Genomic DNA, 26,338 nt, shown 5'->3' with positions numbered 1-26,338 from the left:
CCGATCATAGCGGCAGGCCGCGCGGCTTGCGCTGCGCGTGCGCAAAAAGGCGGTCGTACAGGGCGTTGGGCAGCAGCCCAAGCAGGCGTGCCACCACACCCATCTGCCACGGGATCGTGGCCTGCGAGCAGCCCGCCGCGATGCTGCGTGCAAAGCGGCGTGCGGCCTCGTCGGCCGGCAGGATGAAGGGCATCGGGTAGGGATTGACGGAAGTCATCGGGGTGGCGATGTAGCCGGGGCGGATGTCGACCACGCGCACGCCGCTGCCGCGCAACTCCACCCGCAAGCTCTCCAGGTAACGGCTCGCCGCCGCCTTGGAGGCGCTGTAGGCACCGGCACCCGGCAGGCCACGTACGCCGGCTACCGAGGAGATGCCGACTAGGGTGCCCTTGCCACGGACCCGCATGGCCTGCACGAAGGGCTGGAAGGTTCGCACCATGCCCAGCACATTGGTCTGCAGCACGGCTTCAAAGGCGGCCAGGTCATCCAGCTCCTCGGTCAGCGTGCCGACGGAAATGCCGGCATTGGCGATCACGATATCGGGGGCGCCGAAGCGGGTGAGGAAATGCTGGGCGGCTGCCTGCAGCGCGGGGGCATCGGTCACGCTGGCGGGCAGGGCCAAGTGTCGCGCCGCGCCGCCCGGCAGCGTGGCGATCAGCGCCGCCAGCGATTCGCCGCGGCGCGCGACCAAGCCCAGCTCTGCGCCCTGGTCCGCGTAGTGGCGAGCCAGGGCGGCGCCGATGCCACTGGAGGCACCGGTCAGGAAGACGCGCGTGGGCGCGCCGCTCACTTCTTGGCCTTGGCCTTGTCCTTGCGGACCTGTGCGATCAGCGCATCCGTGTTGCGCAGCAAGGCCGGGAAGCCTTCGTTGCCGCCAGCGAAATAACGGCCGTCGATGGCCAAGGCTGGTACGCCGGCCACCTTGAAGGCCTCCGACTGCTGTTCGGCACGCTTGGCCTGCGACTCCACGCCGAAGGACTTCCAGGTGTTGTTGAACTTAGCCACGTCCACACCCTGCTTGGCTAGCCACTCGTTGCGCTTGGCCTCGTCGTGCAGCGCGACGCGCTGGTTGTGGATGGCCTCGAACACCGCCGGGTCGAGCTTGTCGGCCAGGCCCAGCGCGGCCAGCGTGAGGTACAGGCGGCCCAGGGCGGCCCACTGCGGGCGGCCGAAGCTCACCGGCACGCGGCGGAATACCACGTCGGCGGGCAGAGTCTTGCGCCAGTTGGTCAGCAGCGGATCAAACTCATGGCAGTGCGGGCAGCCATAGGAGAAGAACTCCAGCACCTCGATCTGGCCATTCACGCCACCGGGTTGTGGCGGCGAGACCAGGGTGAAATCACGTCCGGCCTCAAGCGCGGCGAGCGAGGCGAGCGGTGTACCGGCGAGTGCGAGGCCGGCGGCGAGGTACTTGAGGCTGGTGCGACGATCCATTGAAAGTCTCCGGAAATCAGTTATTCGGGGCCGCTGCCTGCGGCTTGTTGCGAACGACGGTGGATTCGATGCCCTCCTGCGCCAGGCGGGCGCGGGTCGCGTCGGCTTCTTGCTGGGAGGCGAAAGGGCCTGCGCGCACACGGTGAAAGACACCCTTGCCAGCAATATCGACCTTCTGTACGCCGGCCTCGATACCCATCAAGGACAGGCGGGCCTTGAGGTTGTCGGCGTCAGCGGGGTCCTGGAAGGCGCCGGCCTGCAGATAGACCTTGTTGGCGGCCGGCGGTTCCGCAGGTGCGGGTTGGGGTGCGGGCGCCGAATCGCCACCGGGCAGGATCTGATAGAACTCGTACTGCTGCTGTGGCTTGTCCAGCGGCTTGTCGCCGGGTTTGCCGGGCAAGGCCACCGGGGCGCTGGCGCTGGGCGCCGAGCTGGCGGGTGCCGGCGTACCTTCGCCCTTGACGAAGGGTTTGGGGCCGAAATTGATGTACAGCGCCACACCGACGGCGATGACCACGCCGATCAGCAAGCCCAGCATGACGCCAGCCAGCGTGCTGCCGCCTTGCCGGGCATGGCCGGCCGAAGTCCCACGCATGGAGATTCCTCGCTCAATAAAAGTGCGCGCCAGTATAACCGCGGGCGTGACTGCCGTTGTGGCGTGGCCGACGGGGCGCGTGGAGCAGCGGGAGCAAAGGGGCGCGGCCTTTGAGGGAGGGCCGCGTGGTGCCGTAGCCGGACCCGGCACGGGAGGCGCTGCGCGGGCGCGCAGCGCCGTGGGGCTTACATGGTCGGGCCGATCAGCCCGATGCGCAGCAACTCTTCTTCCTTCGCGCGATCCAGTTCGCGGCGCGACAGGATCAGGGTCTGTGGCCCGTGCTCGCCATGCGAGGCGTTGCGTACCTCTTCCAGCAGGCCCGCCGACTCGAGCCCTGCGTCATCGACGTAAGGCACGTGCTCGACAGGGGGCTTGCGGGAAGCCTGTCCGAAGTTGAGATTTCTGCCCATGATTCACCTCCGTGTGTTCCGGTCAGGCGAAGCAATCGCCCGTCCTGATTTCAGGATATGGCGTGGATCGGGGTACAGGCATTGGGGTTTTCCACGTTCGGAATAACGTGGTTGATTTTGCAAGTTTATGATTTTTATTGATAAATCTCGCCGTGTATTCTCGCGAGTGCAAGATGGCTGTGTGCTGCAACAAAAACACAACTCGAAATGATGCGATTGTCGCGCCGTGTTCAGGCGTTCCCGGAAAGGGCGCCGGGGAGGGGACTCCCCGGCCGGGATGGAACACCTTCGCGGCGGCAGCCGCGCTGACAAATCATCAGCGGGACCCGATCTGGGCAAGCAGGAACTGGTTGCTGTCCACATCCAGCGCGTGGTTCATGTCGGCGCTGGCGGTGAAGGTTTCCACCGACACGCCGGTCATCGCGGACAGGTAGCAGGCACGTTCCAGGTCGGAGGTGCTGAGGTAGGCGCGACGGCTGGCACCAAAGTCGAACAGATCAAAGGACGGGGTCATGATGGCCTCTCAATATTCAGGTTCAGGGGATCGTTTTGCGTCTAGGCGCACTTGAATCCTATTGAACCGATTGAATGCAGGCCAATTGCAGTGTTTGATGAGGCCATAAATGCTGCTACGCACAACACAAGAAATGTGCGCATTCAATGTCCGGCGAGGGTTGTGTCGCAGCCTGTTTATTTTTATTAATCAGCCGCTTACGACATGATTTTGGCGTATTGGCGAGGCAGGTTGCATAGGGAAGGTGGCTCGTGCTGGCCGAGGGGGCGCTAATTAGAATGTTTTTATCGCCAGATAAACCGGCAATTAAAACGCTCTTGTTTCAATCCCTTAGTGTCAATCCCTGACCGGCTGGATGCCAGCCAGCTTGCTGTCGCGGATGGCCAGGCGCAGCAGGTCGATCACCCGGGTGCGCGGATAGGTGACCCGCCAGGCCAGGGCGACGCGGCGGTAGGGTTCGGGGGTGGCGAAGCGCCGTACCTTGACCAGGTCCTGGCTGGTGGCCAGGGGGTCCGCGGCGGTGCTGGGCAGCACGGTGACGCCCAGGCCGGTGGCGACCATGTGGCGGATGGTTTCGAGCGAGCTGCCTTCCAGGGTCTTTTGAAGGCCGGTGCCATGGGCGCAGCGCGGGCAGGCCTCCAGCACCTGGTCGCGGAAGCAGTTGCCGGCGCCCAGCAGCAGCAGGGGTTCTTCCTGCAGACGCTCGGCGGTGATGGGGCGCTCGTCCTTGTTCCAGGCATGGGCGGCGGGCAGCAGCACGCGGAAAGGCTCGTCGTAGATGGCTTGGGTCACGATGCCCGGCTCATTGAAGGGCAGGGCCAGGATGGCCACGTCGATCTCGCCCTTCTTGAGCGAGTCGGCCAGTCGCGCGGTGTAGTTTTCCTGGATCATCAGCGGCATGCGCGGCGCGCGCTCGGTGATGATGGGAATCAGGGCCGGCAGCAGGTAAGGGGCGATGGTGTAGATCACGCCCAGGCGCAGCGGACCGGAGAAGGGGTCCTTGCCGGCCTCGGCGATGTCGCGGATCTGCGAGGCCTCGCGCAGCACGCGTTCGGCCTGCTCGACGATCAGGCGGCCGATCTCGGTGACCTTGACGTCGGCGGCGCTGCGCTCGAACAGCATCACGCCCAGTTGTTCTTCCAGCTTCTTGACGGCCACCGATAGCGTGGGCTGGCTGACATGGCACTTCTCGGCGGCATGCCCGAAGTGGCGTTCCTGCGCCAGGGCAACGATGTATCGCAGATCGGTGAGAGTCATGGCGGGCATCCTGTCGGCAGGATTCTGGAGCAATTGATTGTATGGCGCTATCGACAAGCATGTTTGATTTAGGTCGAATTGATGTTTCATGCCACACGGTGGCGTATGGCGTGGCCCTCTTGAAGCGTCGGCAGCCGGCCGCACATTGTTGTAAGTGATTGTTAGGTCGTGGAACAGCGCCGGGCAGGCGATGGTCTGTGCCTACACCGATTTCGCCCTATCTCAGCCAGTTTGCTGGCGTAACCCAACCTGGAGGTCATTTATGTTCGGGTCTCTCGCAAGAACGGCCCTGGTCGCCAGCGTGGCGGCTGTTGCATTCACCGGCTGCCTCAAGGAAAGCGGCATGGCCGAGTCCCATGCCGCGTCGGCGCCGCTGGCGCAGGCACCGGCGGTGGCGCCTGCCCCCGCGCCGGCTGCGACGGGCGCGGCCCTGCGTGCCGGGCTGCCGGATTTCAGCGCGCTGGTCGAGCAGGTCGGCCCGGCCGTGGTGAACATCGCCGTCACCAGCGTGGAGAAGGTGCAGTTCAACGAGAACGATCCCTTCTATGAGTTCTTCCGCCGCTTCGGCATGCCGGGCGTGCCCGGCGGCGCGCCGGGGCGCAGCCAGGAGCGCATTCAGCAGGGCGTGGGCAGCGGCTTCATCGTGAGTCCCGATGGCTACGTGCTGACCAATGCGCACGTGGTGAAGGACGCCAAGGATGTGACCGTGCGCCTGACCGACAAGCGGGAGTTCAAGGCCAAGGTCATCGGTACCGACACACGTACCGACGTGGCGCTGATCAAGATCGACGCCAACAACCTGCCGACGCTGCGCATCGGCGACGCCGAGCGCGCCAAGGTGGGCGAATGGGTGGTCGCGGTGGGCTCGCCCTTCGGCTTCGACAGCACGGTGACGGCCGGCATCATCTCGGCCAAGGCGCGTCGTCTGCCGGACGAGACCTTCGTGCCCTTCATCCAGACCGATGTGGCGATCAATCCCGGCAACTCGGGCGGCCCGCTGTTCAACCTGAATGGCGAGGTGATCGGCATCAACTCGCAGATCTACTCGCGCTCCGGCGGCTTCATGGGCATCTCCTTCGCCATCCCGATCGACGTGGCGATGAAGGTCAAGGACCAGTTGCAGAAGTTCGGCAAGGTCTCGCGCGGCAAGCTGGGTGTGGTGATCCAGGGCATGGACAAGGACCTGGCGCAGAGCTTCGGCCTCGACAAGCCGGCCGGCGCGCTGGTCAGCTCGGTCGAGCCGGGCGGCCCGGCAGACAAGGCCGGTCTGCAGCCGGGTGACGTGATCCAGCAGGTGGATGGAAGCAAGGTCGACGAGTCGGGCGATCTGCCGCGCATCATCGGCGAGCGTCGCCCTGGCGAGACGGTCAAGCTGCGCATCTGGCGCGACAAGGCGGCCAAGGACGTCAGCGTGAAGCTGGGTGAGCAGGCCAGTGAGCGGGCCGAGGCCGGTAGTGCCGAGCCCGAGGGCAAGGCCGCCGGCAAGCTGGGTCTGGTGGCGCGTCCGCTGAGCCCGCAGGAGGCACGCCGTGCGGGCGTGTCCACCGGCCTGGTGGTGGAAGAGGTCAGCGGCGTGGCCGCACGTGCCGGCCTGCAGCCGGGCGACCTGATCCTGGCCATCAACAACCAGCGCATCACCTCGGTCGAGCAATTCCGCAGTCAGGTCGAGGCAGCCGGCAATCGCGTACCGCTGCTGGTGCAACGTGGCGACCAGCGCCAGTTCATCGTGTTGCGGGTGAATTGACCTGGCGGGTGCGACGGAACTTTTCCGCCGCGCCCGTATCGAAGCATGCGTGTGACATCTCTCTCTCCTTAGCGCAAGCAAAGGGCCGCATATGCGGCCCTCTTTTTTTGCCCATGCCGGGGAGAGACGCGGCCTCAGCGCAACAGCTTCTCCACTGCCGAGGTGTAGCCGTCCAGCAACTCTGTGCCGCCTGCCACGCTCATCTCCAGGTCACTCAGGATGCCGTCCGACAGACCGTAGATCCAGCCATGCACGCGCACTTCCTGGCCGCGCTCCCAGGCGTCCTGCAGTACCGTGGTCTCGCACACGTTGAGCACCTGCTCCACCACGTTCAACTCGCACAGCTTGTTGCCGCGCGCGGCCGCGTCGTCAATGCCGGCGAGGGTCCGCCGATAGCGGTCGCGCACGTCCTTCACATGGCGCAGCCAGTTGTCCGCGAGGCCTACGCGTACGTCATTGAGCGCGGCGTTGACGCCGCCGCAACCATAGTGGCCAACGACCAGGATGTCGCGCACCTTCAGCACATCGACGGCGTACTGCAGCACCGACAGGCAGTTCAGGTCGGTATGCACGACCACGTTGGCCACGTTGCGATGCACGAACACCTCGCCCGGCGCGAGTCCCAGGATCTCGTTGGCGGGCACGCGGCTGTCGGCGCAGCCGATCCACATGTACTGCGGCACCTGCTGCGCGGCGAGGCGCTGGAAGAAATCCGGGTCGGTGGCGCGTACGCCCTCGGACCAGGCGCGGTTGCGCTCCAGCAGGGTGGTGAGGGGCTGATTCATAAGGGAAAACCTCTAGATCGACGACGCCGCGATTCTACCCGAGGCCACTGGCAGCGCTTGTATGCTTCGCCACACTCCGCTTCCAAGGGGGCATTCCATGGCTTACCTGCTGGCTCTTGACCAGGGCACCACCAGTTCGCGCGCCATCGTGTTCGACGCAGCCGGCAACAGCCTGGCCCAGGCGCAGCGCGAACTGGCGCAGCATTACCCGCAGCCCGGCTGGGTCGAGCACGATCCCGAAGAGATCTGGCGCAGCCAGCTCGACACCGCGCGCGAAGCCCTGGCCCGGGCCGGCATCGCGGCGGGCGACCTGGCCGCGCTGGGCCTCGCCAACCAGCGCGAAACCACGCTGCTGTGGGAGCGCAGCAGTGGTCGCCCGCTGCACCGCGCGATCGTGTGGCAGGACCGGCGCACGGCCGAGCTGTGCGCGCAGCTGCGCGCCGATGGCTTGGAGCCCTTGTTCCGCCAGCGCACCGGCCTGTTGTTGGACCCTTATTTCTCGGGCACCAAGCTGCGCTGGCTGCTCGACCATGTGGAGGGCGCGCGTGCCCGTGCCGAGGCCGGCGAGCTGGCCTTCGGCACGGTGGATAGCTGGCTGGTGTGGCAGCTCACCGGCGGCGCGCTGCACGTCACCGACCCCAGCAATGCGGCGCGCACGCTGCTGTTCGACATCCATCGCGGCGAGTGGGACGACGAGTTGCTGCAGGTGCTGGGCATCCCGCGCGCGGTGCTGCCGCGGGTCGTGCCGTCCAGCGGCATCCTGGGCCTGGCGCGGGCCGACTGGCTGGGCGCCGAGGTGCCTATCGGCGGGCTGGCCGGCGATCAGCAGGCGGCGCTGTTCGGCCAGGCTTGTCATCGCCCCGGTCTGGCCAAGAACACCTACGGCACAGGCTGCTTCGCCCTCGTGCACACCGGCAGTTCCGCCTGTGCCAGCGCGCACGGCCTGCTCACCACGCCGGCCGCACAACTGGCGGGGGCCCCGGCCTATGCCCTGGAAGGCTCGGTCTTCGTGGCCGGCGCCCTGGTGCAGTGGCTGCGCGATGGCCTCAGCCTCATCCGCCAGGCTGCCGACATCGAGGCACTCGCAGCGAGCGTGCCAGACAGCGGTGGCGTGCACGTCGTGCCGGCCTTCACCGGGCTGGGCGCGCCGTACTGGAATGCCGAGGCGCGCGGCGCCATCCTAGGCCTGACGCGCGGCAGCCATGCCGCGCACATTGCACGCGCAGCGCTGGAGGCGATTGCCTTGCAGACAGCCGAACTGTTCGTCGCGATGCAGTCCGACAGCGCCCAGGCGCTGAGCGAGTTGCGCGTGGATGGCGGCGCCTCGACCAACGACCTGCTGATGCAGATGCAGGCCGATCTGCTGGGGGTGCCGGTGGTGCGCCCGCGCGTCAGCGAGACCACCGCGCTGGGTGCGGCCTGTCTGGCGGGGCTGGCAGCAGGCGTATGGCCGGACCTGGCGACGCTGGGCGCGATCTGGCAGCGTGCCAGGGTGTTCGAACCGCAGATGGGGCGTGACGAGGCGCAGGCACGCCTGGCCACCTGGCGGCGCGCAGTGCAGCGCGTGCTGTAGACGTGACAAAGGCGGCCGCGGCCGCCTTTTTTTACACCATGGGCGCGGCTTACTTGGCCGGCGCCGCCGGCTCCTTGAAGCTGGCGCCGGCCTGGTTGGCCAGGAAGACCACGGCGCGGGCAAGCTCGATGTCCTGCGCGTCGGACGCGCCACCCTTGGGCGGCATCGCGCCCTTGCCATTGACGACCGACTTCAGCAGCGCGTCGTAGCCGGTCGCGATGCGCGCGCCCCAGGCGCCCTTGTCACCGGTCTTGGGGGCACCGGCGGCGCCCGTGTTGTGACAGGCCCCACATACGGCCTGCACCACCTGTTCGCCGCTGCGCGGCTCGGCGCTGCCGGCCGGTGCGGCGCCGGCCAGCTCGATCTTGGCCACCGGCTGGATCAGGCGGGCGGTTTCCTCTTCCGGCACCGGGTCCTTCTTGCTGCAGGCCGCGAGCAGGCTGGCGGCGAGGAGGGCTGCGATCGGCAGGGCAATGGTGCGGGCGGGCTTGGCCATGGAATCCTCGTTGAACTCTTGGGGGGCGTTGGGAAGCGGCGATTATAGCCAGAGGCAAGGCTTCCGCGCGACCCGCGCCATGGACGCTGCTGCTGCCATGCAGTAACATGGCGGCCTTCCTGCGCCGGCCTTCGCCCGGCGCCCACCGCGCACCCGTAGCTCAATGGATAGAGTACTGCCCTCCGAAGGCAGGGGTTGCTGGTTCGATCCCAGCCGGGTGCGCCATCTGCGTCATTCCCCTCGTGTGCAAGCCGCTGCCGGTAGACTGCGCCCATGGCGCTCAACCTGATCTGGCTGTCCTTCTTCGTCGTGGCTTTCGTGGCCTGCCTCATCCAGTGGCTGGTGCTGGGTGACCCGACGGTGTTCGGCAAGGTGGTGCAGGAGAGCTTCACGTCGGCGAAGACGGCTTTCGAGATCGGACTGGGCCTGACCGGGGTGCTCACGTTCTGGCTCGGCATCATGAAGCTGGGCGAGAAGGCGGGGGCGGTCGACTGGCTGGCACGCCTGGTGGCGCCGCTGTTCCGCCGCCTGTTCCCGGAGGTGCCGGCGGGGCATCCGGCGGCCGGCGCGATGCTGATGAACATCAGCGCCAACATGCTGGGCCTGGATAACGCGGCGACGCCGATGGGCCTCAAGGCGATGCAGGAACTGCAGGCGCTGAATCCCGACAAAGCGCGTGCCTCGGACGCGCAGGTCCTGTTCATCACGCTGAATGCCAGCGGGCTCACGCTGATCCCCGTCAGCATCATGACTTACCGCGCGCAGCTCGGCGCGGCCAACCCGGCCGATGTGTTTCTGCCCATCCTGCTCGCTACCTTCTGCAGCACGCTGGCGGGACTGCTCGCGGTGAGCTGCTTCCAGCGCGTCAATCTGCGCCACCCGGTCGTCATTGCCTGGCTGGCCGGGCTCAGCACCGCCGTGCTGGGCACGCTGTGGTTCTTCGCGCGCCTGAGTGCCGAGCAGATGGGCCTTGCAAGTGCGCTGGTCAGTGGCCTGGTGCTGCTGGGTCTGGTGGTCACTTTCATGTTGTGGGCCACCTGGCGTCGGCTGCCGGCTTTCGAGGTTTTCATCGAAGGCGCCAAGGAGGGTTTTGGTACCGCGGTGATGGTGGTGCCCTACCTGGTAGCCATCCTGGTCGGCATCGCGGTATTCCGCGCCAGTGGCGCGATGGACTTGCTGATGCAGGGCGTGGCGGCAGGGCTCAGTGCGCTGGGTCTGGCGACCGACGTGGTGCCGGCCCTGCCGACTGCGTTGATGAAGCCGCTGTCGGGCAGCGGGGCACGCGCCATGATGATCGACGCCATGCAGACCCTGGGGCCCGACAGTTTTGCCGGGCGGCTCGCCTGCATGTTCCAGGGCGCGGCCGACACGACCTTCTACATCATCGCCGTCTACTTCGGTTCGGTGGCGGTGCGCAATACGCGCCACACACTGGTGTGTTGCCTGCTCGCCGATCTCGCGGGCGTGCTGGCGGCGATCTTCATCGCATACCTATTTTTCCCTCCACCGTAGCCGCGGTGGCGTCGAGCGCGGCCGACACCGCCTCGATGAAGACGCGCGTGCCGCTGGGCAGCAGGCGGCGTCCTGGGGTGACAGCCCAGACCGTCATCGGTGGCAGGCTCCAGTCCGGCAGCACCGCGACCAGGGCGCCGCTCTGGATCATCTGGCAGGCGTAGGTGCGCGACAGGGCGACGATGCCCTGGCCCTCGGTGGCGAGCTGGCGCAGCAGTTCCACCGAGTTGGCGCCCAGCGGGCCGGGCGGCAGGCCTTCCCAGCGCTCCTCACCGCGTGTCAGCACCCATGGCAGGGCGGTGCCGGCCGAGCCGATCAGGTGCAGCGCGCGGTAGTTCATGAGGTCTGCCGGGTGCAGCGGCGGGCCGCGATGGGCCAGGTAGTCTGGGCTGGCGAACAGGCTGTTGCTGAGCGTGGCCATGCGGCGCGCGACCAGGGTGGCGTCGTCCGGCAACTGGTTGGCGATGCGGATCGCCAGGTCGTAGTTCTCCGCCACCAGGTCGACGCGGCGCGGCGACATGTCGATCTCCAGCCGCAGGTCCGGGTAGCGCTGCATGAACTCACGCAGCATCGGGCTCAGCGCCAGCTCGGCCAGGCCGGCCGGCATCGACACGCGCAACCGGCCGCGCGGCGTGCTCTGGCGGAACTCGGCGAAGGCCGCTGCGGCTTCGCATTCCTCGGCCAAGCGACGGGCATGTTCCAGCAGGCCCTGGCCGAAGTCGGTCAGTGACAGTTTGCGCGTGCTGCGCGCGAACAGGCGCTCGCCCAATTGCGTCTCCAGCTCGGCGATACGGCGCGACACGGTGGACTTGGGCAGCTCGCTGCGCTCGGCGGCACGCGAAAAACTGCCCAGTTCGGCCACGCGGGCGAAGAGGGCGAGGCTGTTGGCATCGAGGTCCATGGCGGGGCTCCGGATTTCAAGTGGGAATATTGTTCCACAGGCGAAACAATGATGTGCGCCCATTTGGCTTCTGGTGCGAAGCCGGCACAACTAGAGTGTCATCACTGCTTCCCCACCCGACACGGAGAACCCACATGAACATCCTTCAAGTCAATGCCAGCGCCCGCAGCGAAGGCTCCATCTCGACCCAGCTCGCCAACGACATCGTCAGCCGCCTGCTCGACGCGCACCCCGATGCGACGCATACGCTGCGCGACCTGGCCCGCCACCCGCTGCCGGTGATCGACGAGGCCGCCCTGGGCGCCCTGTTCACCGCCGAATCCGAGCGCAGCGACGCGCAAGCAGCGATCGTGGCGCAGCACGATGCGGCCATTGCCGAGATCCAGGCTGCCGACGTGGTGGTGATCGGCGCACCGATGTACAACTTCGGCGTGACCGTGCAACTGAAGTCGTGGATCGACGCCATCGCCCGTGCCCGCGTGACTTTCCGCTATACCGAGAATGGTCCCGAAGGCCTGTTGAAGGGCAAGAAGGTGTACGTGGCGTTGTCGCGCGGCGGCCTCTTCAAGGGCAGCCCGAATGACACCCAGGTGCCCTATCTGCGCGCCGTGCTGGGCTTCCTGGGCCTGACCGACGTGGAGTTCATCTACGCCGAGGGGCTGGGCATGGGCGAAGAAGCTGTCGCCAAGGCGGTTGCCCAGGCCAAGCAGGACATCGAGGCGCTGGCCGTCTGAGCCAGCCGCCCTGGACCGGTCGCGGGCACGCAAGCCCGCGACCTGTTTTCCGACAGAAAGGAACATGACATGAGTACGCCCATCCTCCGCGACCCCGCCATCGTGACGCGTTCGCGCACCGTGGAGCGCCTGGTGCAAGGGCGTGCCACTTCCGACGGCGCCGGCGTCAAGCTGACCCGCGTGCTGACGCAGAACCTGCAGCGCCGGCTCGACCCCTTCCTGATGCTCGATGCCTTCCGCAACGAGAATCCGGACGATTACATCGGTGGCTTCCCCGACCACCCGCATCGTGGCTTCGAAACCATGACCTACATGCTGGCCGGCCGCATGCGCCATCACGACAGCGCCGGCAACAGCGGCTTGCTCGGGCCGGGCGGAGTGCAGTGGATGACCGCGGGCAGCGGCCTGATCCACTCCGAATTGCCGGAGCAGGAGGAAGGCCTGATGGAAGGCTTCCAGTTGTGGATCAACCTGCCGGCCAAGAACAAGATGATCGCGCCGAGCTACAGCGATATCCCGAGCGAGCGCGTCCCCGAATTCGCGCTGGCCGACGGCACCACGGTGCGTGTGCTGGTGGGCGAGAGCCATGGCGTGCTGGGCGCGGTGCAGCGCCCCGACACCGAACCGGTGTACCTGGACGTGCATGTGCCGGCTGGGCGCCGCGTGGCGATTCCGCTGCCTCCCGGGCACAACGCCTTCACCTACACCTATCGCGGCGAGGTGAATGTCGCCGGCACGCCGGTGCCGGATCGGCACATGGCCGTACTGCACAACAACGCCGATGCCGATGGCATCGTGGTGGAAGCGGCCATCGACGCGCGCTTGATCGTGGTCGCCGGCAAGCCGCTCGACGAACCGATTGCGCAGTACGGTCCCTTCGTGATGAATAGCGAACGCGACATCATGCAGACCCTGCAGGACTATCGCGACGGCAAGTTCGAAGCGGCCGTGGTGCAGGCCTTGTAGCGATCGCTCCGGGTGCGTCCTCCGCAAAGGACGCATTCGTACAAGCGGCATACACGAGGAGGCGTATCATCCCCTTCCGATCTTCCATACAAGAAAGAAGGAGACATCGTGCGCCATCACGCATCCTTGGCCATCCTGGTCGCAGCCCTGCTGGCGGCCTGCGCCAGCCAACCCGCTGTCCAGCCCCTGCCCAAGGCGCAGCCGGGCAAGACCTACCAAGCCATTCCGCTCGACCTGTTCTCGGATGGCATCAAGCACTGGCAGGACCGCCACGGCAAGGACTACCCGCGCTATCGGCCCGACCAGGTCGTAGAGATCGCCAACAATGTGTTGCTGTACCAGCGCGACAACGGTGGCTGGATCGAGAACCGTGATCCGGCGCGCATCCTCGGCGAGGCCGACGTGGCTGCGGCGCAGACTGAGAAGGCGACGGCCAAGGGCAGCTTCGACAACCGCAACGTCTACTCGCAGGTCGAGTACCTGTTCGCCGCCTACGACCAGACCGGCGAGCAGGTCTACCGCGAGGCCGCGCTGAAGGGCCTGCGCTACACGCTCACCATGCAGCACAAGAAGTGCGGCGGCTGGCCGCATACGGTGCCGGGCGACCAGCCTTATCACCCCTACATCACGATGGCCGACGAGGTGACCTCGGGCGTGCTGCGCATGCTGCGCAAGGTGGAGCAGGCGGACGCCCCCTTCAAGAGCGTGGATGCGGCCGACCGCGCCGCCGCCGCCGAGGCGCGCAAGAAGGGCGACGCCTGCGTGCTGGCCCTGCAGATCCGGCAGGGTGGCAAGCTTGCTGGCTGGGCCGGCCAGTACGATCCGGACTCCCTGCAACCCGCGCAGGGCCGCAGCTTCGAGCTGCCCGCCATGGTGTCGCAGGAGTCGGTGGAGATGGCGCGCTACCTCATGGGCATCCCGAATCCTTCGCCCGAGGTGATCGCCGCCATCGAGGGCGTGATGGACTGGTTCGAGCGCTCGAAGCTGGTGGGCTGGAAGATCGAGACGATCAAGCTCGATCAGCCGGTGAAGTACGAGTTCCACACCGCCACCACCGATCGCCGCCTGGTGCAGGACGCGAGCGCGCCGCCGCTGTGGGGCCGCTTCTACGATGTGAAGGACAACAGCATCGTGCTGGCCAACCGCGATGGCATCCGCGTCAAGGACTACAGCCAGATCCACCACGAGCGGCGCACCGGTTACGCCTGGTACGGCGTGTGGCCCAACAAGGTGCTGTACGAGGAGTACCCGGCGTGGAAGAAGCGCATGGGGCGTTGAGGCAAACGCGGGCAAGCACTCCGCAAGGGGCGACCGAGAGGTCGCCCTTTTTGTTAAACATCATGTCATTGGCAAGTCGGCGGTCGCACATGGCGGGTTTGTACAAGAGACGGGGGCGCCCCTTTCCCATACTCGCGGCTCGACTCACCGTCGTACAAGGAGCTGTAATGCGACACCTGGTCTTACCTTTCTTGCTGTCCCCGCTGTTCATCCTGGGCTGTGCCAATCAGCCTGCCACGCAGGCCGCCAAGCCGGCTGCCTACACGGCGATCCCGCTGGACGGTTTCGACGACGCCATCAACCACTGGCGCAACCGGCACGGTGCTAATTACGCGAAGTACACGCCAGAACAGATCGTGCAGATCGCCGATAACGTGCTGCTGTACCAGCGCGTCAGCGGGGCCTGGATCGAGAACCGTGACCCAACGCGCATCCTCAACGCCGAGGAGATCGCACAGGTCACGAAGGAGAAATCCGATCCCAAGGGCAGCTTCGACAACCGCAACGTCTACTCGCAGGTCGAGTATCTGTTCGCGGTCTATGACCAGACACAGGACGCGCGCTACCGCGCCGCTGCCATGAAGGGCTACGACTACACGCTGTCGATGCAGCACAAGAAGTGTGGTGGCTGGCCGCATACGGTGCCGGGCAGCGAGCCCTACCACCCCTACATTACGATGGCCGACGAGGTGACCTCGGGCGTGCTGCGCATGCTGCGCAAGATGGAGAACGGCACCCCGCCCTTCGCTTCGCTGAGCGCGGCTGACCGCGCTCGCGCCAAGGCCGCGCGCGAAAAGGGCGACGCCTGCGTGCTGCAGTTGCAGATCGTGCAGAACGGCCAGCCGCTGGGGTGGGCCGGCCAATACCATCCGGATACGCTGCAGCCCGCACAGGGCCGCACTTTCGAGTTGCCTTCGATGATCGTGTGGGAGTCGGTTGAGGTGTCGCGCTACCTGATGAGCATCCCGAATCCATCGCCGGAGGTGATCCGCTCCATCGACGGCGTGATGGCGTGGTTTGAACGGTCCAAGCTCACCGGCTGGAAGGTCGAGACCTTCCCTATCGCGCAGCCGATCAAGTACGAGTACCACACCGCCACGACGGATCGTCGCCTGGTGCAGGACCCGAGTGCGCCGCCGCTATGGGGCCGCTTCTACGACCTCAAGGACAACAGCATCGTGCTGGCCAACCGTGACGGCAAGCGGGCGGCGACCTACGCCGATGTGCACCATGAGCGGCGCACTGGCTACCACTGGTATGGCACCTGGGCCAATGATGTGCTGTACAAGGAATACCCGGCGTGGAAGAAGCGTATGGGGCGCTCCTGAATCACGCCTCCTGAAATGAAAAACGGGCAGCCCAGGCTGCCCGTTTTTCTCTGCGGTGTTCAGCGTGATCAGCTACGCAGCGTCATGATGTTGAACATCAGGCTGGACGCGTCCTGGTTCTTCAGCACCGGGTCGTACACCGACTTCATGCGCGACACGAAACCGGTAGAGTTCTTCAGCTCGTAGAACTTCACGCCTTCCTTCTCTAGCTTGGCCTTCAGTGCGACGCGCTTGGTTTCCCAGGTTTCACGCTGGAACTTGGCCGACTCGCGGGCTGCGCTCACGAACATCTGGCGTTCGGCCGGCGACAGCTTGGCCCACAGCTGGGCGGACACGGCCAGCGCCTCGGGTTGCACCGAGTGATTGCTGAAGAAGTAGTGCTTGGCCTGCTTGTAATGGCCTTCCAGCTCGTAGGAGATGATGTCGTTCTCGGCCGCGTCGATGGCGCCGCTCTCCAGCGCGCCGACCACTTGCTCGTAGGGCAGGGGCACGGCTTCCGCGCTGAGCGCCGACACCATGCTCTTGACGTAGCCGTTGACCGCTGCGACACGCACCTTCATGCCCTGGAAGTCGCTGGGGAAACGCGCCGGCTTGGTCTTGGTGTAGAAGTTACGCGCGCCGCCGTCGTACCAGGCCAGCACGATCACGCCCTTGGCGGCGAGGCTCTTCTCGATGCCCTTGCCGATCTCGCCGTCCAGGGTCTGCAGCATGTGCGCCGAGTCGCGGAACATGAAGGGCAGGGACAACACCTCGACCTCCGGCACGGCCTGCATCAGCGAGGCGTTGGACAGCACGGCCACGTCCAGCTCGCCCTTCTTGTAAGCCTCGAAGCCGGCCTTCTGCGAATTGATCTTGTCCGCGCCCAGTACCGTGCCACCATCGAACTTGCCGTTGCTGGCGGTCTTGACCTGGTTGAAGAAGAGCTTCAGACCCTGGTGGTTGGGATAGGCGTCGGACTGGCGTACCCAGCCCTTCAGCTCGGCCGCATGGGCGGACCCGAGGCCCAGGGTGAGGGCGAGGAGAATGTGGAACAGCTTGTTCATGGTCGGACTCCGGAATGTCGTGGGATGCGCGACCAGGTGAAGCAGGCAAATTGCGCTTCACGGCCGCCGGTGGAACGAATGCTGCCATGGAGGCCTAGGGTTAACCCTATATGCCTTGCTAATGAGTCCATCAATGCACTGGATGGAGCCGTGAAGACCCCTTGGCTGTCGCGGTTTATGGCGAAGTCATGCCTGCAGGGCTGAAAGCCCGTCGACACAAAGCTTTGCAATCCTCCTGCGGTAAAGCGTTTTATGCGGATGTCGTGGTGGGCGTAAGGGGAGCGAGTCTGGGGGGCGACTGGATGCAGTTTGGCCTTGACCCTGCCATCATGGAAGGGTTCACGCTGCAGTCATCGATTGTTCCTGGAGCCGCCAACATGATTGCCGCCCTGTATACCCACACCACTCGCCCCTTGCACCTGCCAGTCACGGGCATGACCTGCGCCTCCTGCTCCAGCCGCCTGGAGCGCATGCTGCGCACCGTGCCCGGGGTGCGGGCGGCGAGCGTCAGTCTCGCCACCGAGCGCGCCAGCCTGAGCCTTGCACCAGAGGCTTCGGTGGCTGCCGTGGTGCAAGCGGTGGAGCGGGCCGGTTTCGCGGTGCCGGTCAGCGAGTGGGATCTCGCCATCGGCGGCATGACCTGCGCCAGTTGCGTGGCGCGCGTCGAGCGCGCGCTGGCGGCCGTGCCGGGCGTGCAGTCGGTGGCGGTGAACCTGGCCACCGAGAAAGCACACATCACGAGCGTGGTGGACGACCTGCCTGCGCTGATCCTCGCCGTGCAGAAGACCGGCTTCGAGGCGAGCGAGATCCTGCCCGACGCGGCGGCGCCGGTTGAGCCGCGCGTGTCGCGTGAGCAAGCCATGCTGATCTTCGCCGGCGTGCTCACTTTGCCGTTGGTGCTGCCCATGTTGGGCGAGCTGTGGGGCAGTGGCTGGATGCTGCCGGCCTGGTTGCAACTCCTGCTTGCCACGCCGGTGCAGTTCCTTGCCGGCGCGCGTTTCTACCGCGCTGGCTGGAAGGCTGTGCGTGCCGGCAGCGGCAACATGGACCTGTTGGTCGCGCTCGGGACCAGCGCTGCCTACGGTCTCTCCGTGTGGCAGATGGGGGCAGGCCACGCCCATCATCTCTATTTCGAAGCCTCGGCCGCCGTCATCACCCTGGTGCTGTTGGGCAAATGGCTGGAGTCGCGCGCCAAGCGCCAGACTGCCGCTGCGATTCGCGCGCTGCAGGCGCTGCGGCCGGCTACCGCCAGCGTGCTGCGCGACGGACAGGAAATCGAGATCGCCATCAGCAGTGTGCGCGTGGATGAGCTGGTGCGCATCCGCCCGGGCGAACACATTCCGGTGGACGGACGCATCGTCGAGGGGGCAAGCCAGGTCGATGAGTCGCTGATCACCGGCGAAAGCCTGCCGGTGGCGCGCGGCGTGGATGACGCAGTCATCGGTGGCGCGGTCAATGGCGAGGGCTTGCTGACCGTGCGGGTCACCGCGGTCGGCGCGCAATCACAACTGGCGCGCATCATCGCCATGGTCGAGCACGCGCAGGCGGCCAAGGCGCCGATCCAGCGCCTCGTCGACCGCGTGGCCGCCGTGTTCGTGCCGGTGGTGCTGGGCATCGCGTTGCTCACGCTGTTGGGCTGGGGTTTCGCTGTGGGCGACTGGTCCCAGGCCATCATCCACGCGGTGGCCGTGCTGGTGATCGCCTGTCCCTGTGCGCTGGGCCTGGCCACCCCTACCGCCATCATGGCCGGCACCGGGGTTGCCGCCCGCCAGGGCATCCTGATCCGCGACGCGGAGGCGCTGGAAGTGGCGCACGGCCTGCGTGCCGTGGCCTTCGACAAGACCGGCACGCTGACGCGTGGCAAGCCGGAGCTGGCGGCCATCGTAGCGGCCGGCCCGGCGGGCGACACGCGCGCGCTGCTGGCGCTGAGTGCTGCGATCCAGGCCGGCAGCGAGCATCCGCTGGCCACCGCCGTGGTCGCCGCCGCGCAGGCGCAGCAACTGGCGCTGCCCGAGGTCAGTGATACCCGCGCCGAAGCCGGGCGCGGCATCCGCGCGCACGTCGATGGGCGCGAGATCGTGATTGGCAGCGCACGCTGGATGGATGAGTTGGGCGTCGCGCTGAACGAGTTGCAGCCGCATGCTGATGCGCATCGCGACGCGGGCCGCACCGTGTCGTGGATCGCCGAGACCACGCCGGTGCCGCGTCTGCTGGGCCTGCTGGCCTTCGGTGATGTCATACGGCCCGAGGCGGCCGAGGCCATCGCCGGCCTGCATGCGCTGGGCATCCATACCGTCATGCTGACCGGCGACCACGCCGCCAGCGCGCGTGGCATCGCACGGACGGTGGGCATCGACACGGTGGAGGCCGAGGTCCTGCCCGGTGACAAGGCCGCGCACATCGAGGCGCTGCGTCGTGCGCATGGCGCGGTGGCAATGGTCGGCGATGGCATCAACGACGCGCCGGCGCTGGCTGCCGCCGACGTGGGCATCGCCATGGGGAGTGGCAGCGACGTGGCCATGCACACCGCCGGCATCACCCTGATGCGCAGCGATCCACGCCTGGTGGCGGATGCCATCGACATTTCTCGTCGCACCTGGACGAAGATTCGCCAGAACCTGTTCTGGGCCTTCATCTACAACGTGATCGGCATCCCTTTGGCGGCGGCCGGCTACCTGAGCCCGGTCATCGCCGGCGCGGCGATGGCCTTGTCCAGTGTCAGCGTGGTGAGCAACGCGCTGTTGCTACGGCGCTGGAAAGGAAAGGCCAGATAGGGCGGAACGCGCAGCGGTTCCGCCACGCGCCCTGCGGACCGCGGATTGCCGCCCAGCGGGCGGCTGGCGGAACCTCCTGCGGAGTTCCGCCCTACTATCATTGCTGCCATGTCACAGATTGCCCCTGACCTTCCCGGCTGGATCAGTATCCCCGCTCATTGCCTGCAGGAGGCCGGCGTGCTGCGTCTGCGCGAATCGCCGGACGCGGACCGCCGCCGTCTCGCGCACCAGCTCGCCGACGGCATCTACCCGCGGCCCTACATCCTCGACGATGGCAGGACGCGGCGTCTCTACTTCAACGCCAAGCTGATCCAGAGCGAGATGGAGATCGCGCGGCCCGACGTGCTGAGCGCTGTCTACACCCAGCGCATGATGGGTTTCCTGCTGTTCAACGCGCTGCCCAAGCATGTGCTGATCGTCGGCCTGGGCGGCGGCTCGTTGGCCAAGTACTGCTATCGCCAGCTTGGCCGCACGCGCATCACGGCACTGGAGCTTGATGCCTTTGTCATCGCCAGCCGAGACTGGTTCTGCATCCCGCCCGACGATGCGCGCCTGCGCGTGCTGCAGGCTGACGCAGCCGACTATTTCGCGCAGCCAGGCGAGGGTGCGGACGCCATCCTGCTCGACGCCTACGATGAAGACGGCCTCGCGCCGCAACTGTGCAGCGAGACCTTCTACGCCAATCTGCGCGGGCACCTCAAGCCGAATGGCGTGCTGGTGGCCAACATCTCGGGGCACGGCCCAACGGCCGAGACACACCTGGCGCTGATCGCCGAGGTGTTCCACGCGCGCTGCGTGGTGCTGGAAGTCATGAGCGAAGGCAACCGAATCGTCTATGCCTTCAACAATCCGGCCCATCCGCCGGCCTGGGGCACGCTGGTGCGCGGCGCCAAACAGCTCGACGAGCGCTTGGATCTCGACTTCGCCGGCATGTTGCGCGATATGGAGCGCAGCGCGCAGCGGCAGAAGCGCCGGGGGCGCCGGTGAACTACGCCGTCATGCCTGCGAAGGCAGACATCCAGTGTCTTTCGGCCCGTGTGCGGGCATTGCACGATATTCAAAGTCTCTGGATTCCCGCCTTCGCGGGAATGACGGGACAAACCGGGTGCGCACACCGCGCGACCTTGATTTGAAAGGAGCCTGCCAATGCAGCATCTGCAATCCGTAGAGCACCATGAAGCCCTCCAGGCGGGCCTCGTCGACATCGGCGCTGCGGCGGCGGCCAGCGGCGTGTCGGTCAAGATGGTGCGGCATTACGAGTCCCTTGGCCTACTGGGCGAGGTGCCGCGTACGGCGGCCAACTATCGCGTCTATGCGCCGGCCCACATCCATACGCTGCGGTTCATCCGACGCGCGCGCAACCTGGGTTTCTCGATGCAGGAGATTGCCGAGCTGCTGGCGCTGTGGCAGGACCGCAGCCGTTCCAGTGCGGCCGTGAAACGCATCGCGGCGGAGCATGTGCATGCCTTGCAGGAAAAGATTACTCAGTTGCAAGGCATGGTCGATACGCTGCAACACCTGACGCACTGCTGCGCGGGCGACAGCCGGCCCGACTGCCCGATCCTAGACGACCTGGCGGGCGAGGAGGCGATGCCGTGAGCTGGCGCCTGCGCTTGCGTCTATGGCGGCAGGCTTTCGCGCGCTGGTGCGCAGCCAACCGCAGGGCGCATGCCCGCGACCAGCGCACGGCGTGTTGCGCCCACCCGGAGCGGCTGTTGGCGCGCCGCCGCCGCTGACGCCATGCGCCCCGTGCTCAGGGGGTGGGCGACAGGAAGGCGATCAGCTTGCCCATGTTGGCGACATAGTGTGCGGTGCTGATGCCCAGGGGCCGTTCGCGCGGCACATAGGGCGCGATGGCGGGCGGATCGGCCGGGTCGTAGGGCGAGGTGTCGTGAATGTCGCCGACATGCTTGCTCATGCAGGCCTTGCCAGCGTAGGGCGTCGTCGGGCCGGCACCACGGAACGGGTTGGTCACCGCATTGAGCGGGCTCAGCCAATGGTTCTTGCTGCCCAGGTCCACCACCAGGGCCGCTGCTGCCGCTTCGTCGATCACCGGTGTGGGCATCGTCGCGCCGGCGAACAAGTCGCCGAAGTCGACCTCGCGAATCGAGAAGTACCGGGGGAGCGGCAGCGCGCCCGCGTGCCGTAGCGGAGAGGCGGCAACGCGTTCGCGCAGTTCGGTCTCGCTCATTCCCATCAGGCTGTCATAAGTGCGTTGCAGGCGCTCGATGTCGATGCGGCGTCCGGCCGAGTAGTGGCTCAGTGTGTCGCGATGATCATGGTCGACGTAGTAGGCACCATTGCGGATGTTGGAGCCGTAGCGGTGCACGAAGCGCGGCCTGTTCGTGCCCAGCTCGACGAAGGTGGGATGGGTGCGGCCCCTCAGCAAGGGGTTCTCCGCAACCATCTGCGGGCTGAGCGTGCAGCTCTTGAGCCAGGCGATCGCTTCCGGCACGCGGGCGAGGTATTTGCGGTCGCCGGTCAGGCGGAAGTAGTTGAACAACTGCTCAACGTTGGTCTGTGTGGTGTGGGTGGCGAGCGCACGCGGCTCGTAGCTGCGCGCGGCGGCCGGGGCGCCGGCGGGGCGCCCGTCGCGAGCCTGGGCCAGATGCTGCAGTCCCCAGCCGGCTTGTGGCGCGGGCTGCTGCATCACGCGCATGCATTCCATGGCGGCGTGCACGTTGTCGATCAGGCGCGTCTCGCCCAGGCTGGCGATGCACATCAGCAGGAACTTGATGTTCTCGCCCGCGACATCGTCATTGAAAGTCACCATGCTGGTGTAGTCGCCGTCCTCCATGCCGGCGCTGGCGCCCGGGGGCAGCCCCGGGGGTGTTGCCATGCGGCTCACCGCGCCGGCATGGGCCGGGTAGCGCTGCGGCCAGCCGCCGCGCGCGATGCCGCTCTTGAACTGCGCGCCGACCACGAAGTCGATGGCCTTGTTGAGCGGCGCCAGGAAGCGCGGGTCGCGCTTCTCCAGGTACATGCGCAGCAGGAACTGGGAGGACACGGCCGTGCCGGCGTCGTCGAATGTGGCATTGCCGTAGTAGTGCTGGAACTCTTCCAGTCGCCAGCCGTTGGCGCCGATCGTCTCGTACCAGTGCCGGAGTGAGTCCTCGCCGGCGAAGTCGTGGATGTAGTTCCAGCCCCCGCTGGGATGCTGCGCCTCGATCAGCGCGAGCCCGCTGCGTTCGGCCGCGCGATAGAACTGCTCGTCGCCGGTGGCGTGGTAGGCGTCGAGGAAGGCGTGCGCCACCGTCGGCGTGCCGGGCGGCTGGATCCAGCACATGCTGCGCTTGGCTTCCATCTCGCCCCAGGTGAGGCTCAGGTCTGGCAGGTAGGCCCACACGTAGCCGCCACGGAAGGAGACCTGCTCGTCCATGTGGGCGGCGGCGCGCTTCATGGCGTCCAGCACGCTGGCACGCAGGGTCTGCGGAGCCGCGGGGGCGTTCGCCTGGGCGGCTTGCTGGGCCTGGCCGGGGAGGGCCGCGAGGGCGGCCGGCGACAGGAGGGAGAGCATGAAGGTCCGACGTTGCATGTGTCTTGCCTCGTATGGGTGAAGACCGTCGGGGTACTGCAGATGTTGTTGTTATCGCTGCGGGCCACGATAGCACTGGCCTCCTGCTTCAGGAAGGCCGGCCGGGCAAGATGCGCATTCCAATCAAGTGGCCGCGATCAGGGCTCGCCGCGCAGCGAGTCGTCCCGCAAGGAGTCATCCAACTGCACGCGCAGGAAGGCCAGCGCGTCGCGCAGCATGCCCGGCGTGATGGTGTGGCCGGCCGGGTATTCCTTGGCACCGAGCTTGACGCAGCGCTCGGCGAAGAAGCCGACGGCCGTCGCCGATTCGAGCAGCGGTACGACATCGTCATCGGTGCCGTGCTGGATGAACAGGCTCATGTTGCGCATCGCTTCGCGTGAGGTGGCGAGCGGCAGCAGGCTGGGCAGCAGGCGGCCGGCAATCGACACCGCCGCGCGCAGGTGTTGCGGGGCGCTGAAGGCCATGGCCAGCGCCATCGCGCCGCCCTGGCTGAAGCCGAACAGATAGGTCTGACGCGGATCGGTGCTCAGTGCCATGTGCGCATCGTTGATCGCCTGGGTCAGGAATACGCGGCTGGCTTCCACTTCGTCCACGTCGAAGATCGAGTTGCCTTGCGCGTCCTCGGTGCGTTCGTACCAGCGGTAGTAACCCGGCGCCATCTCGTGCGGTGCGCGGATGCTGAGGATCATGAAGCGCGCATCGAAATGCGGGGCCAGGGCGAACAGGTCGTCTTCGTTGGCGCCCTTGCCGTGCAGCAGCACGAGCAGCGGCGGCTTGTGCGTGACCGGCAGGGTCGGGCGGCGGAGCTGATAATGGAAATTCATTGGGGGCGTGAGGAGCAAGGGGCGTCACATCCTCGCACGGATTCGCGCGCCCTGGCGGTGGCCTGCCCTCAGGTCAACAACTGCACGCCCCACAGCGTCAGCATGCCGGCCGCGATGGTAGCCAGCACATTGCGGGACAGCAGCGCGACGAGGATCGCGGCCAGTGCCGCCCACAGGCGCGGATTGTCCGCGTTGATGGCCAGTTCGCCGCTGCGCATGAGCACCTCCGGCGCGATCAGCGCCGCCAGCACGGCCGGCGGCACGTAGCGCAGCAGGGCCTGGAAGCGCGGTCCGCTGGGCAGCCAGCGCCCGCCCGCGATGAAGGACAGGCGGATCAGGAAAGTGACCAGGCCGCAGGCGGCCATGCTCAGCAGCAGGGTCGTGGTGCTCATGCGGCCTCCCGCTTGTCGAAGCGGCGCAGCAGCACACCGGCACCCATGCCACAGGCGGCGGCAAGCAGGATCCACAGCTTGTGCGGCAGGCCGAAGGCCAACAAGGCCACACCGGCAGCGACCAGGGCGCCCAGCAGTTCGCTGCGGCGCTGGATGGACAGTACCAGCAAGGCGATGAAGGTCAGGGCGATCGAGAAATCCAGGCCCCAGCCGGTCGGGATGGCCGCGCCCAGCACTACCCCGCCCAGCGTGGAGAGCTGCCAGCCCGCCCACAGCGTGAATCCGGTGCCGAACAGGAACCAGTGGCGCTGCGGCGTCGCCGGGCCGTCGCGGAAGCGCGGCATGGCCGCCACGAAGGCCTCGTCGGTCAGCAGATAGGCCAGCAGCAGCTTCCAGCGCCAGGGCAGGGCCTTGAGGTAGCCCGCGATGGTCGCGCTGTAAAGCGCATGGCGCAGGTTCACCACGCCTACCGTGGTGGTGATCACGGCTGGCGGCGTGGTTGCGCCCCACAGTTGCGCGAACACCACCTGCGAGGAGCCGCCGAAGATCAGCGAGGAACTGAGTACCACGGCCCAGCCTGGCAGGCCGGCTGCCAGGCCCAGCACCCCGAAGATGAGTCCGAAGGGGATGACCCCCAGCAGCAAGGGCGCTTCGGCGCGTGCGCCGGCGAGGAATTCGGCCCGGGCGTCGGGGCCGGTGGTCAAGGTCGTCATGAATAAGAGGTCAGGCGGAGCAGCGCAGCATTCTGCCGGGAGCGGGAAGCAGGATTATCTGGTTTTGTGGATAGTCCGGATGCCAGTTTGCAGTTGTTGTAAGTCAAGGTCGCTGATCCTGCTTGAATTAGTCTGACAGCCCGCGCGCGCTTGTACGCGCCTCCTCCTGGTTCCCCGGCCCGCCTCCGGGCTGTTTCGATGCCCCTGCCGCTCCTGTCCCCCGATATCGCGCTTGCCATGGTGGCCCAGGCGACCTGCGGCATTCTGCTGTGCGACCGGCAGCAAGTGGTCTATGCCAACGCCGCGGCCTGCGAACTCCTGGGTTTGACGACCCACCCCGACGGTGCGCCGCTGGCCCTGGATAGCATCATGACCGTGGGCTCGTTGCAGCATTTCGAGGCGCAGCGCCAGCGCGTGCAGGCTGGCGAGGCACGCGCACTGTCCGCCTGTTTGGTGGCAGTCCACGCCGAAGGCTGCGTCGTCGAACTGGATGCGCAACTGAGCTGCGTAGACGTGGGCGGGGTGGCGCACCTGATGGTCGTGCTGCGCAGCGTGGCCAACCAGGCCGGGGCGAGCCAGGCGCTGAACCGGCTTGCCTTCCACGACAGCCTCACCGGCCTGCCCAACCGCGCGCTGTTCCTCGACCGCCTCAATCAGGCGCTGCGCTGGAGCAAGCGCCACCGCAGCACCTTCGCACTGCTGTGCGTGGATCTCGACGGTTTCAAGGACATCAACGACAGCTTCGGCCACGACCTGGGCGACGCCACGCTGCGCGAAGTCGCCGACCTGCTGCGCAACATTGTGCGCGAGACTGACACCGTGGCCCGCCTCGGCGGCGACGAGTTCGCCCTCATCCTGCACGAGGTCGATGGCTGCAACACTGGCCTGGTGGTGGCCGAACACATCCACCAGGCGCTCAGCGGCGGCCTGCGCGTGGGTGATGCACGGCTGGCGCTGGGCGCCAGCATCGGCATCGCGGCTTGGCCCGAGCACGGCAGCGACATGCATGCCCTGATGGTGGCCGCCGATGCCGCCATGTACGACGCCAAGCGGCAACGCAAGGGCACCTCGCGCTACACGCGCGAGATCGCCAGCGTGTCCTCGGGCCTGTCGCCCCTGATGCTGAACTGGACGCGTGACCTCGAATGCGGCGTGGCCGCCATCGACGCCGAGCACCGCGGCCTGCTCGACGGCATCAACCGTATGGTCGCCGCCTTCTCGTCGGCGGAAGACATCGCCACCATCCAGGCCTTGCTGGACCATTTCATCCAACTCGCCGGCACGCATTTCCGCAACGAGGAGGCCAGCATGCATGTGCTGGCCAAAGAGGCGCGCGAACACCACCTGCGCGACCACCATGACGCTCTTTCCGAGCTCAAGCGTCTGTACGCCGCGATCGAGGTCTCGGGCGTGTCGCAGACCCTGCAGTTCGTGACCGACTGGCTGCACGACCACATCCGCCACAACGACCGCCAACTGTGCAACGCCTTGCTGCAGGCAGGGGTGGCCTGAAGCGGGCTTGGCAAAGCT

At 66.7% G+C, this 26,338-nt stretch carries 25 protein-coding genes and 1 tRNA gene; 12 read left to right on the top strand and 14 right to left on the bottom strand.

Going from position 1 to position 26,338, the window contains the following annotated elements; all coding sequences use genetic code 11:
• Window positions 1–4 precede the first annotated feature (4 nt).
• The 6 genes from NMB43_RS18900 to NMB43_RS18875 form a co-directional block, all read right to left on the bottom strand.
• Window positions 5–790, bottom strand: coding sequence for an SDR family oxidoreductase (locus NMB43_RS18900; RefSeq protein WP_494349719.1), 786 nt, complete (start codon window positions 788–790; stop codon window positions 5–7).
• Entirely contained in the window at window positions 787–1,434 is a 648-nt protein-coding gene (locus NMB43_RS18895; protein WP_494349718.1) for a thiol:disulfide interchange protein DsbA/DsbL, read from the bottom strand. Before NMB43_RS18895 ends, NMB43_RS18900 begins: the two co-directional genes overlap by 4 nt.
• Window positions 1,435–1,450: 16 nt before the next feature.
• Window positions 1,451–2,029 carry an SPOR domain-containing protein gene (locus NMB43_RS18890; protein ID WP_494349717.1) on the bottom strand — a complete coding sequence of 193 codons (579 nt, stop codon included), beginning with the start codon at window positions 2,027–2,029 and terminating at the stop codon, window positions 1,451–1,453.
• Window positions 2,030–2,214: 185 nt separating this feature from the next.
• Complete coding sequence (locus tag NMB43_RS18885; protein WP_494349716.1) at window positions 2,215–2,439, bottom strand: hypothetical protein; 225 nt, start codon at window positions 2,437–2,439, stop codon at window positions 2,215–2,217.
• Window positions 2,440–2,755: 316 nt separating this feature from the next.
• Window positions 2,756–2,953 (bottom strand): hypothetical protein, encoded by a 198-nt coding sequence (locus NMB43_RS18880; RefSeq protein ID WP_494349715.1) that lies wholly within the window; start codon window positions 2,951–2,953, stop codon window positions 2,756–2,758.
• 336 nt (window positions 2,954–3,289) lie between these two features.
• Complete coding sequence (locus NMB43_RS18875; protein WP_494349714.1) at window positions 3,290–4,210, bottom strand: hydrogen peroxide-inducible genes activator; 921 nt, start codon at window positions 4,208–4,210, stop codon at window positions 3,290–3,292.
• Between the two features lie 262 nt (window positions 4,211–4,472).
• Here NMB43_RS18875 and NMB43_RS18870 point away from each other — a divergent pair, with 262 nt between their 5' ends.
• On the top strand, window positions 4,473–5,954 hold the full coding sequence (locus tag NMB43_RS18870) for a DegQ family serine endoprotease (RefSeq protein ID WP_494349713.1): 1,482 nt from the start codon (window positions 4,473–4,475) through the stop codon (window positions 5,952–5,954).
• 134 nt (window positions 5,955–6,088) lie between these two features.
• Here NMB43_RS18870 and can read toward each other — a convergent pair whose 3' ends face one another.
• A complete protein-coding gene (gene can / locus NMB43_RS18865; protein ID WP_494349712.1) occupies window positions 6,089–6,739 on the bottom strand; it encodes a carbonate dehydratase in 651 nt (216 codons plus the stop codon).
• Window positions 6,740–6,836: 97 nt separating this feature from the next.
• Between can and glpK the strand changes: the two genes are divergently transcribed.
• Window positions 6,837–8,312, top strand: a complete 1,476-nt coding sequence (gene glpK, locus NMB43_RS18860; protein ID WP_494349711.1) for a glycerol kinase GlpK — start codon at window positions 6,837–6,839, stop codon at window positions 8,310–8,312.
• 49 nt (window positions 8,313–8,361) lie between these two features.
• On the opposite strand, the gene NMB43_RS18855 is transcribed toward glpK, so the two are convergent.
• Window positions 8,362–8,808, bottom strand: a complete 447-nt coding sequence (locus tag NMB43_RS18855) for a c-type cytochrome (RefSeq protein WP_494349710.1) — start codon at window positions 8,806–8,808, stop codon at window positions 8,362–8,364.
• A gap of 149 nt (window positions 8,809–8,957) precedes the next feature.
• On the opposite strand from NMB43_RS18855, the gene NMB43_RS18850 reads away from it, so the two are divergent.
• A tRNA-Arg gene (locus tag NMB43_RS18850) sits at window positions 8,958–9,033 on the top strand.
• Between the two features lie 48 nt (window positions 9,034–9,081).
• Window positions 9,082–10,320: a nucleoside recognition domain-containing protein gene (locus NMB43_RS18845; RefSeq protein ID WP_494349709.1), complete on the top strand. Its 1,239-nt coding sequence runs from the start codon at window positions 9,082–9,084 to the stop codon at window positions 10,318–10,320.
• On the opposite strand, the gene NMB43_RS18840 is transcribed toward NMB43_RS18845, so the two are convergent.
• Complete coding sequence (locus NMB43_RS18840; protein ID WP_494349708.1) at window positions 10,289–11,221, bottom strand: LysR family transcriptional regulator; 933 nt, start codon at window positions 11,219–11,221, stop codon at window positions 10,289–10,291. The two genes, NMB43_RS18845 and NMB43_RS18840, sit on opposite strands and share 32 nt — an antisense overlap.
• Window positions 11,222–11,355: 134 nt before the next feature.
• Between NMB43_RS18840 and NMB43_RS18835 the strand changes: the two genes are divergently transcribed.
• The 4 genes from NMB43_RS18835 to pelA (NMB43_RS18820) all read left to right on the top strand — a co-directional run bounded on the left by NMB43_RS18835 (window position 11,356) and on the right by pelA (NMB43_RS18820) (window position 15,527).
• Entirely contained in the window at window positions 11,356–11,955 is a 600-nt protein-coding gene (locus NMB43_RS18835) for an FMN-dependent NADH-azoreductase (RefSeq protein ID WP_494349707.1), read from the top strand.
• A 69-nt stretch (window positions 11,956–12,024) separates the two neighbouring features.
• Window positions 12,025–12,921, top strand: coding sequence for a pirin family protein (locus tag NMB43_RS18830; RefSeq protein WP_494349706.1), 897 nt, complete (start codon window positions 12,025–12,027; stop codon window positions 12,919–12,921).
• A 108-nt stretch (window positions 12,922–13,029) separates the two neighbouring features.
• Complete coding sequence (gene pelA / locus NMB43_RS18825) at window positions 13,030–14,199, top strand: pectate lyase (RefSeq protein ID WP_494349705.1); 1,170 nt, start codon at window positions 13,030–13,032, stop codon at window positions 14,197–14,199.
• Window positions 14,200–14,366: 167 nt separating this feature from the next.
• Window positions 14,367–15,527 carry a pectate lyase gene (pelA, locus tag NMB43_RS18820; RefSeq protein ID WP_494349704.1) on the top strand — a complete coding sequence of 387 codons (1,161 nt, stop codon included), beginning with the start codon at window positions 14,367–14,369 and terminating at the stop codon, window positions 15,525–15,527.
• Between the two features lie 68 nt (window positions 15,528–15,595).
• Here pelA (NMB43_RS18820) and dctP read toward each other — a convergent pair whose 3' ends face one another.
• Window positions 15,596–16,570, bottom strand: a complete 975-nt coding sequence (gene dctP, locus NMB43_RS18815) for a TRAP transporter substrate-binding protein DctP (protein WP_494349703.1) — start codon at window positions 16,568–16,570, stop codon at window positions 15,596–15,598.
• Window positions 16,571–16,947: 377 nt separating this feature from the next.
• Between dctP and NMB43_RS18810 the strand changes: the two genes are divergently transcribed.
• From NMB43_RS18810 to cueR, 3 genes are all read left to right on the top strand, one after another.
• A complete protein-coding gene (locus NMB43_RS18810) occupies window positions 16,948–19,344 on the top strand; it encodes a heavy metal translocating P-type ATPase (RefSeq protein WP_494349702.1) in 2,397 nt (798 codons plus the stop codon).
• A gap of 108 nt (window positions 19,345–19,452) precedes the next feature.
• Complete coding sequence (locus NMB43_RS18805) at window positions 19,453–20,331, top strand: spermine/spermidine synthase domain-containing protein (RefSeq protein WP_494349701.1); 879 nt, start codon at window positions 19,453–19,455, stop codon at window positions 20,329–20,331.
• 159 nt (window positions 20,332–20,490) lie between these two features.
• Window positions 20,491–20,943: a Cu(I)-responsive transcriptional regulator gene (gene cueR / locus NMB43_RS18800; RefSeq protein WP_494349700.1), complete on the top strand. Its 453-nt coding sequence runs from the start codon at window positions 20,491–20,493 to the stop codon at window positions 20,941–20,943.
• A gap of 154 nt (window positions 20,944–21,097) precedes the next feature.
• Here cueR and NMB43_RS18795 read toward each other — a convergent pair whose 3' ends face one another.
• The 4 genes from NMB43_RS18795 to NMB43_RS18780 all read right to left on the bottom strand — a co-directional run bounded on the left by NMB43_RS18795 (window position 21,098) and on the right by NMB43_RS18780 (window position 24,808).
• Window positions 21,098–22,879: a pectate lyase gene (locus tag NMB43_RS18795; RefSeq protein WP_494349699.1), complete on the bottom strand. Its 1,782-nt coding sequence runs from the start codon at window positions 22,877–22,879 to the stop codon at window positions 21,098–21,100.
• 137 nt (window positions 22,880–23,016) lie between these two features.
• Complete coding sequence (locus NMB43_RS18790) at window positions 23,017–23,703, bottom strand: alpha/beta hydrolase (RefSeq protein ID WP_494349698.1); 687 nt, start codon at window positions 23,701–23,703, stop codon at window positions 23,017–23,019.
• A 68-nt stretch (window positions 23,704–23,771) separates the two neighbouring features.
• Window positions 23,772–24,095, bottom strand: coding sequence for an AzlD domain-containing protein (locus NMB43_RS18785; RefSeq protein ID WP_494349697.1), 324 nt, complete (start codon window positions 24,093–24,095; stop codon window positions 23,772–23,774).
• Window positions 24,092–24,808: an AzlC family ABC transporter permease gene (locus tag NMB43_RS18780; RefSeq protein ID WP_494349696.1), complete on the bottom strand. Its 717-nt coding sequence runs from the start codon at window positions 24,806–24,808 to the stop codon at window positions 24,092–24,094. Before NMB43_RS18780 ends, NMB43_RS18785 begins: the two co-directional genes overlap by 4 nt.
• Window positions 24,809–25,006: 198 nt before the next feature.
• Between NMB43_RS18780 and NMB43_RS18775 the strand changes: the two genes are divergently transcribed.
• The gene (locus NMB43_RS18775) at window positions 25,007–26,320 is read left to right on the top strand and encodes a bacteriohemerythrin (protein WP_494349695.1); all 1,314 of its coding nucleotides are present in this window, start codon (window positions 25,007–25,009) and stop codon (window positions 26,318–26,320) included.
• Window positions 26,321–26,338: the final 18 nt, after the last annotated feature.

Source organism: Uliginosibacterium sangjuense, from assembly GCF_059132465.1.
The sequence above is the reverse complement of the archived record's forward strand: the minus strand, read 5'-3'. Positions and strand labels throughout refer to the sequence as shown.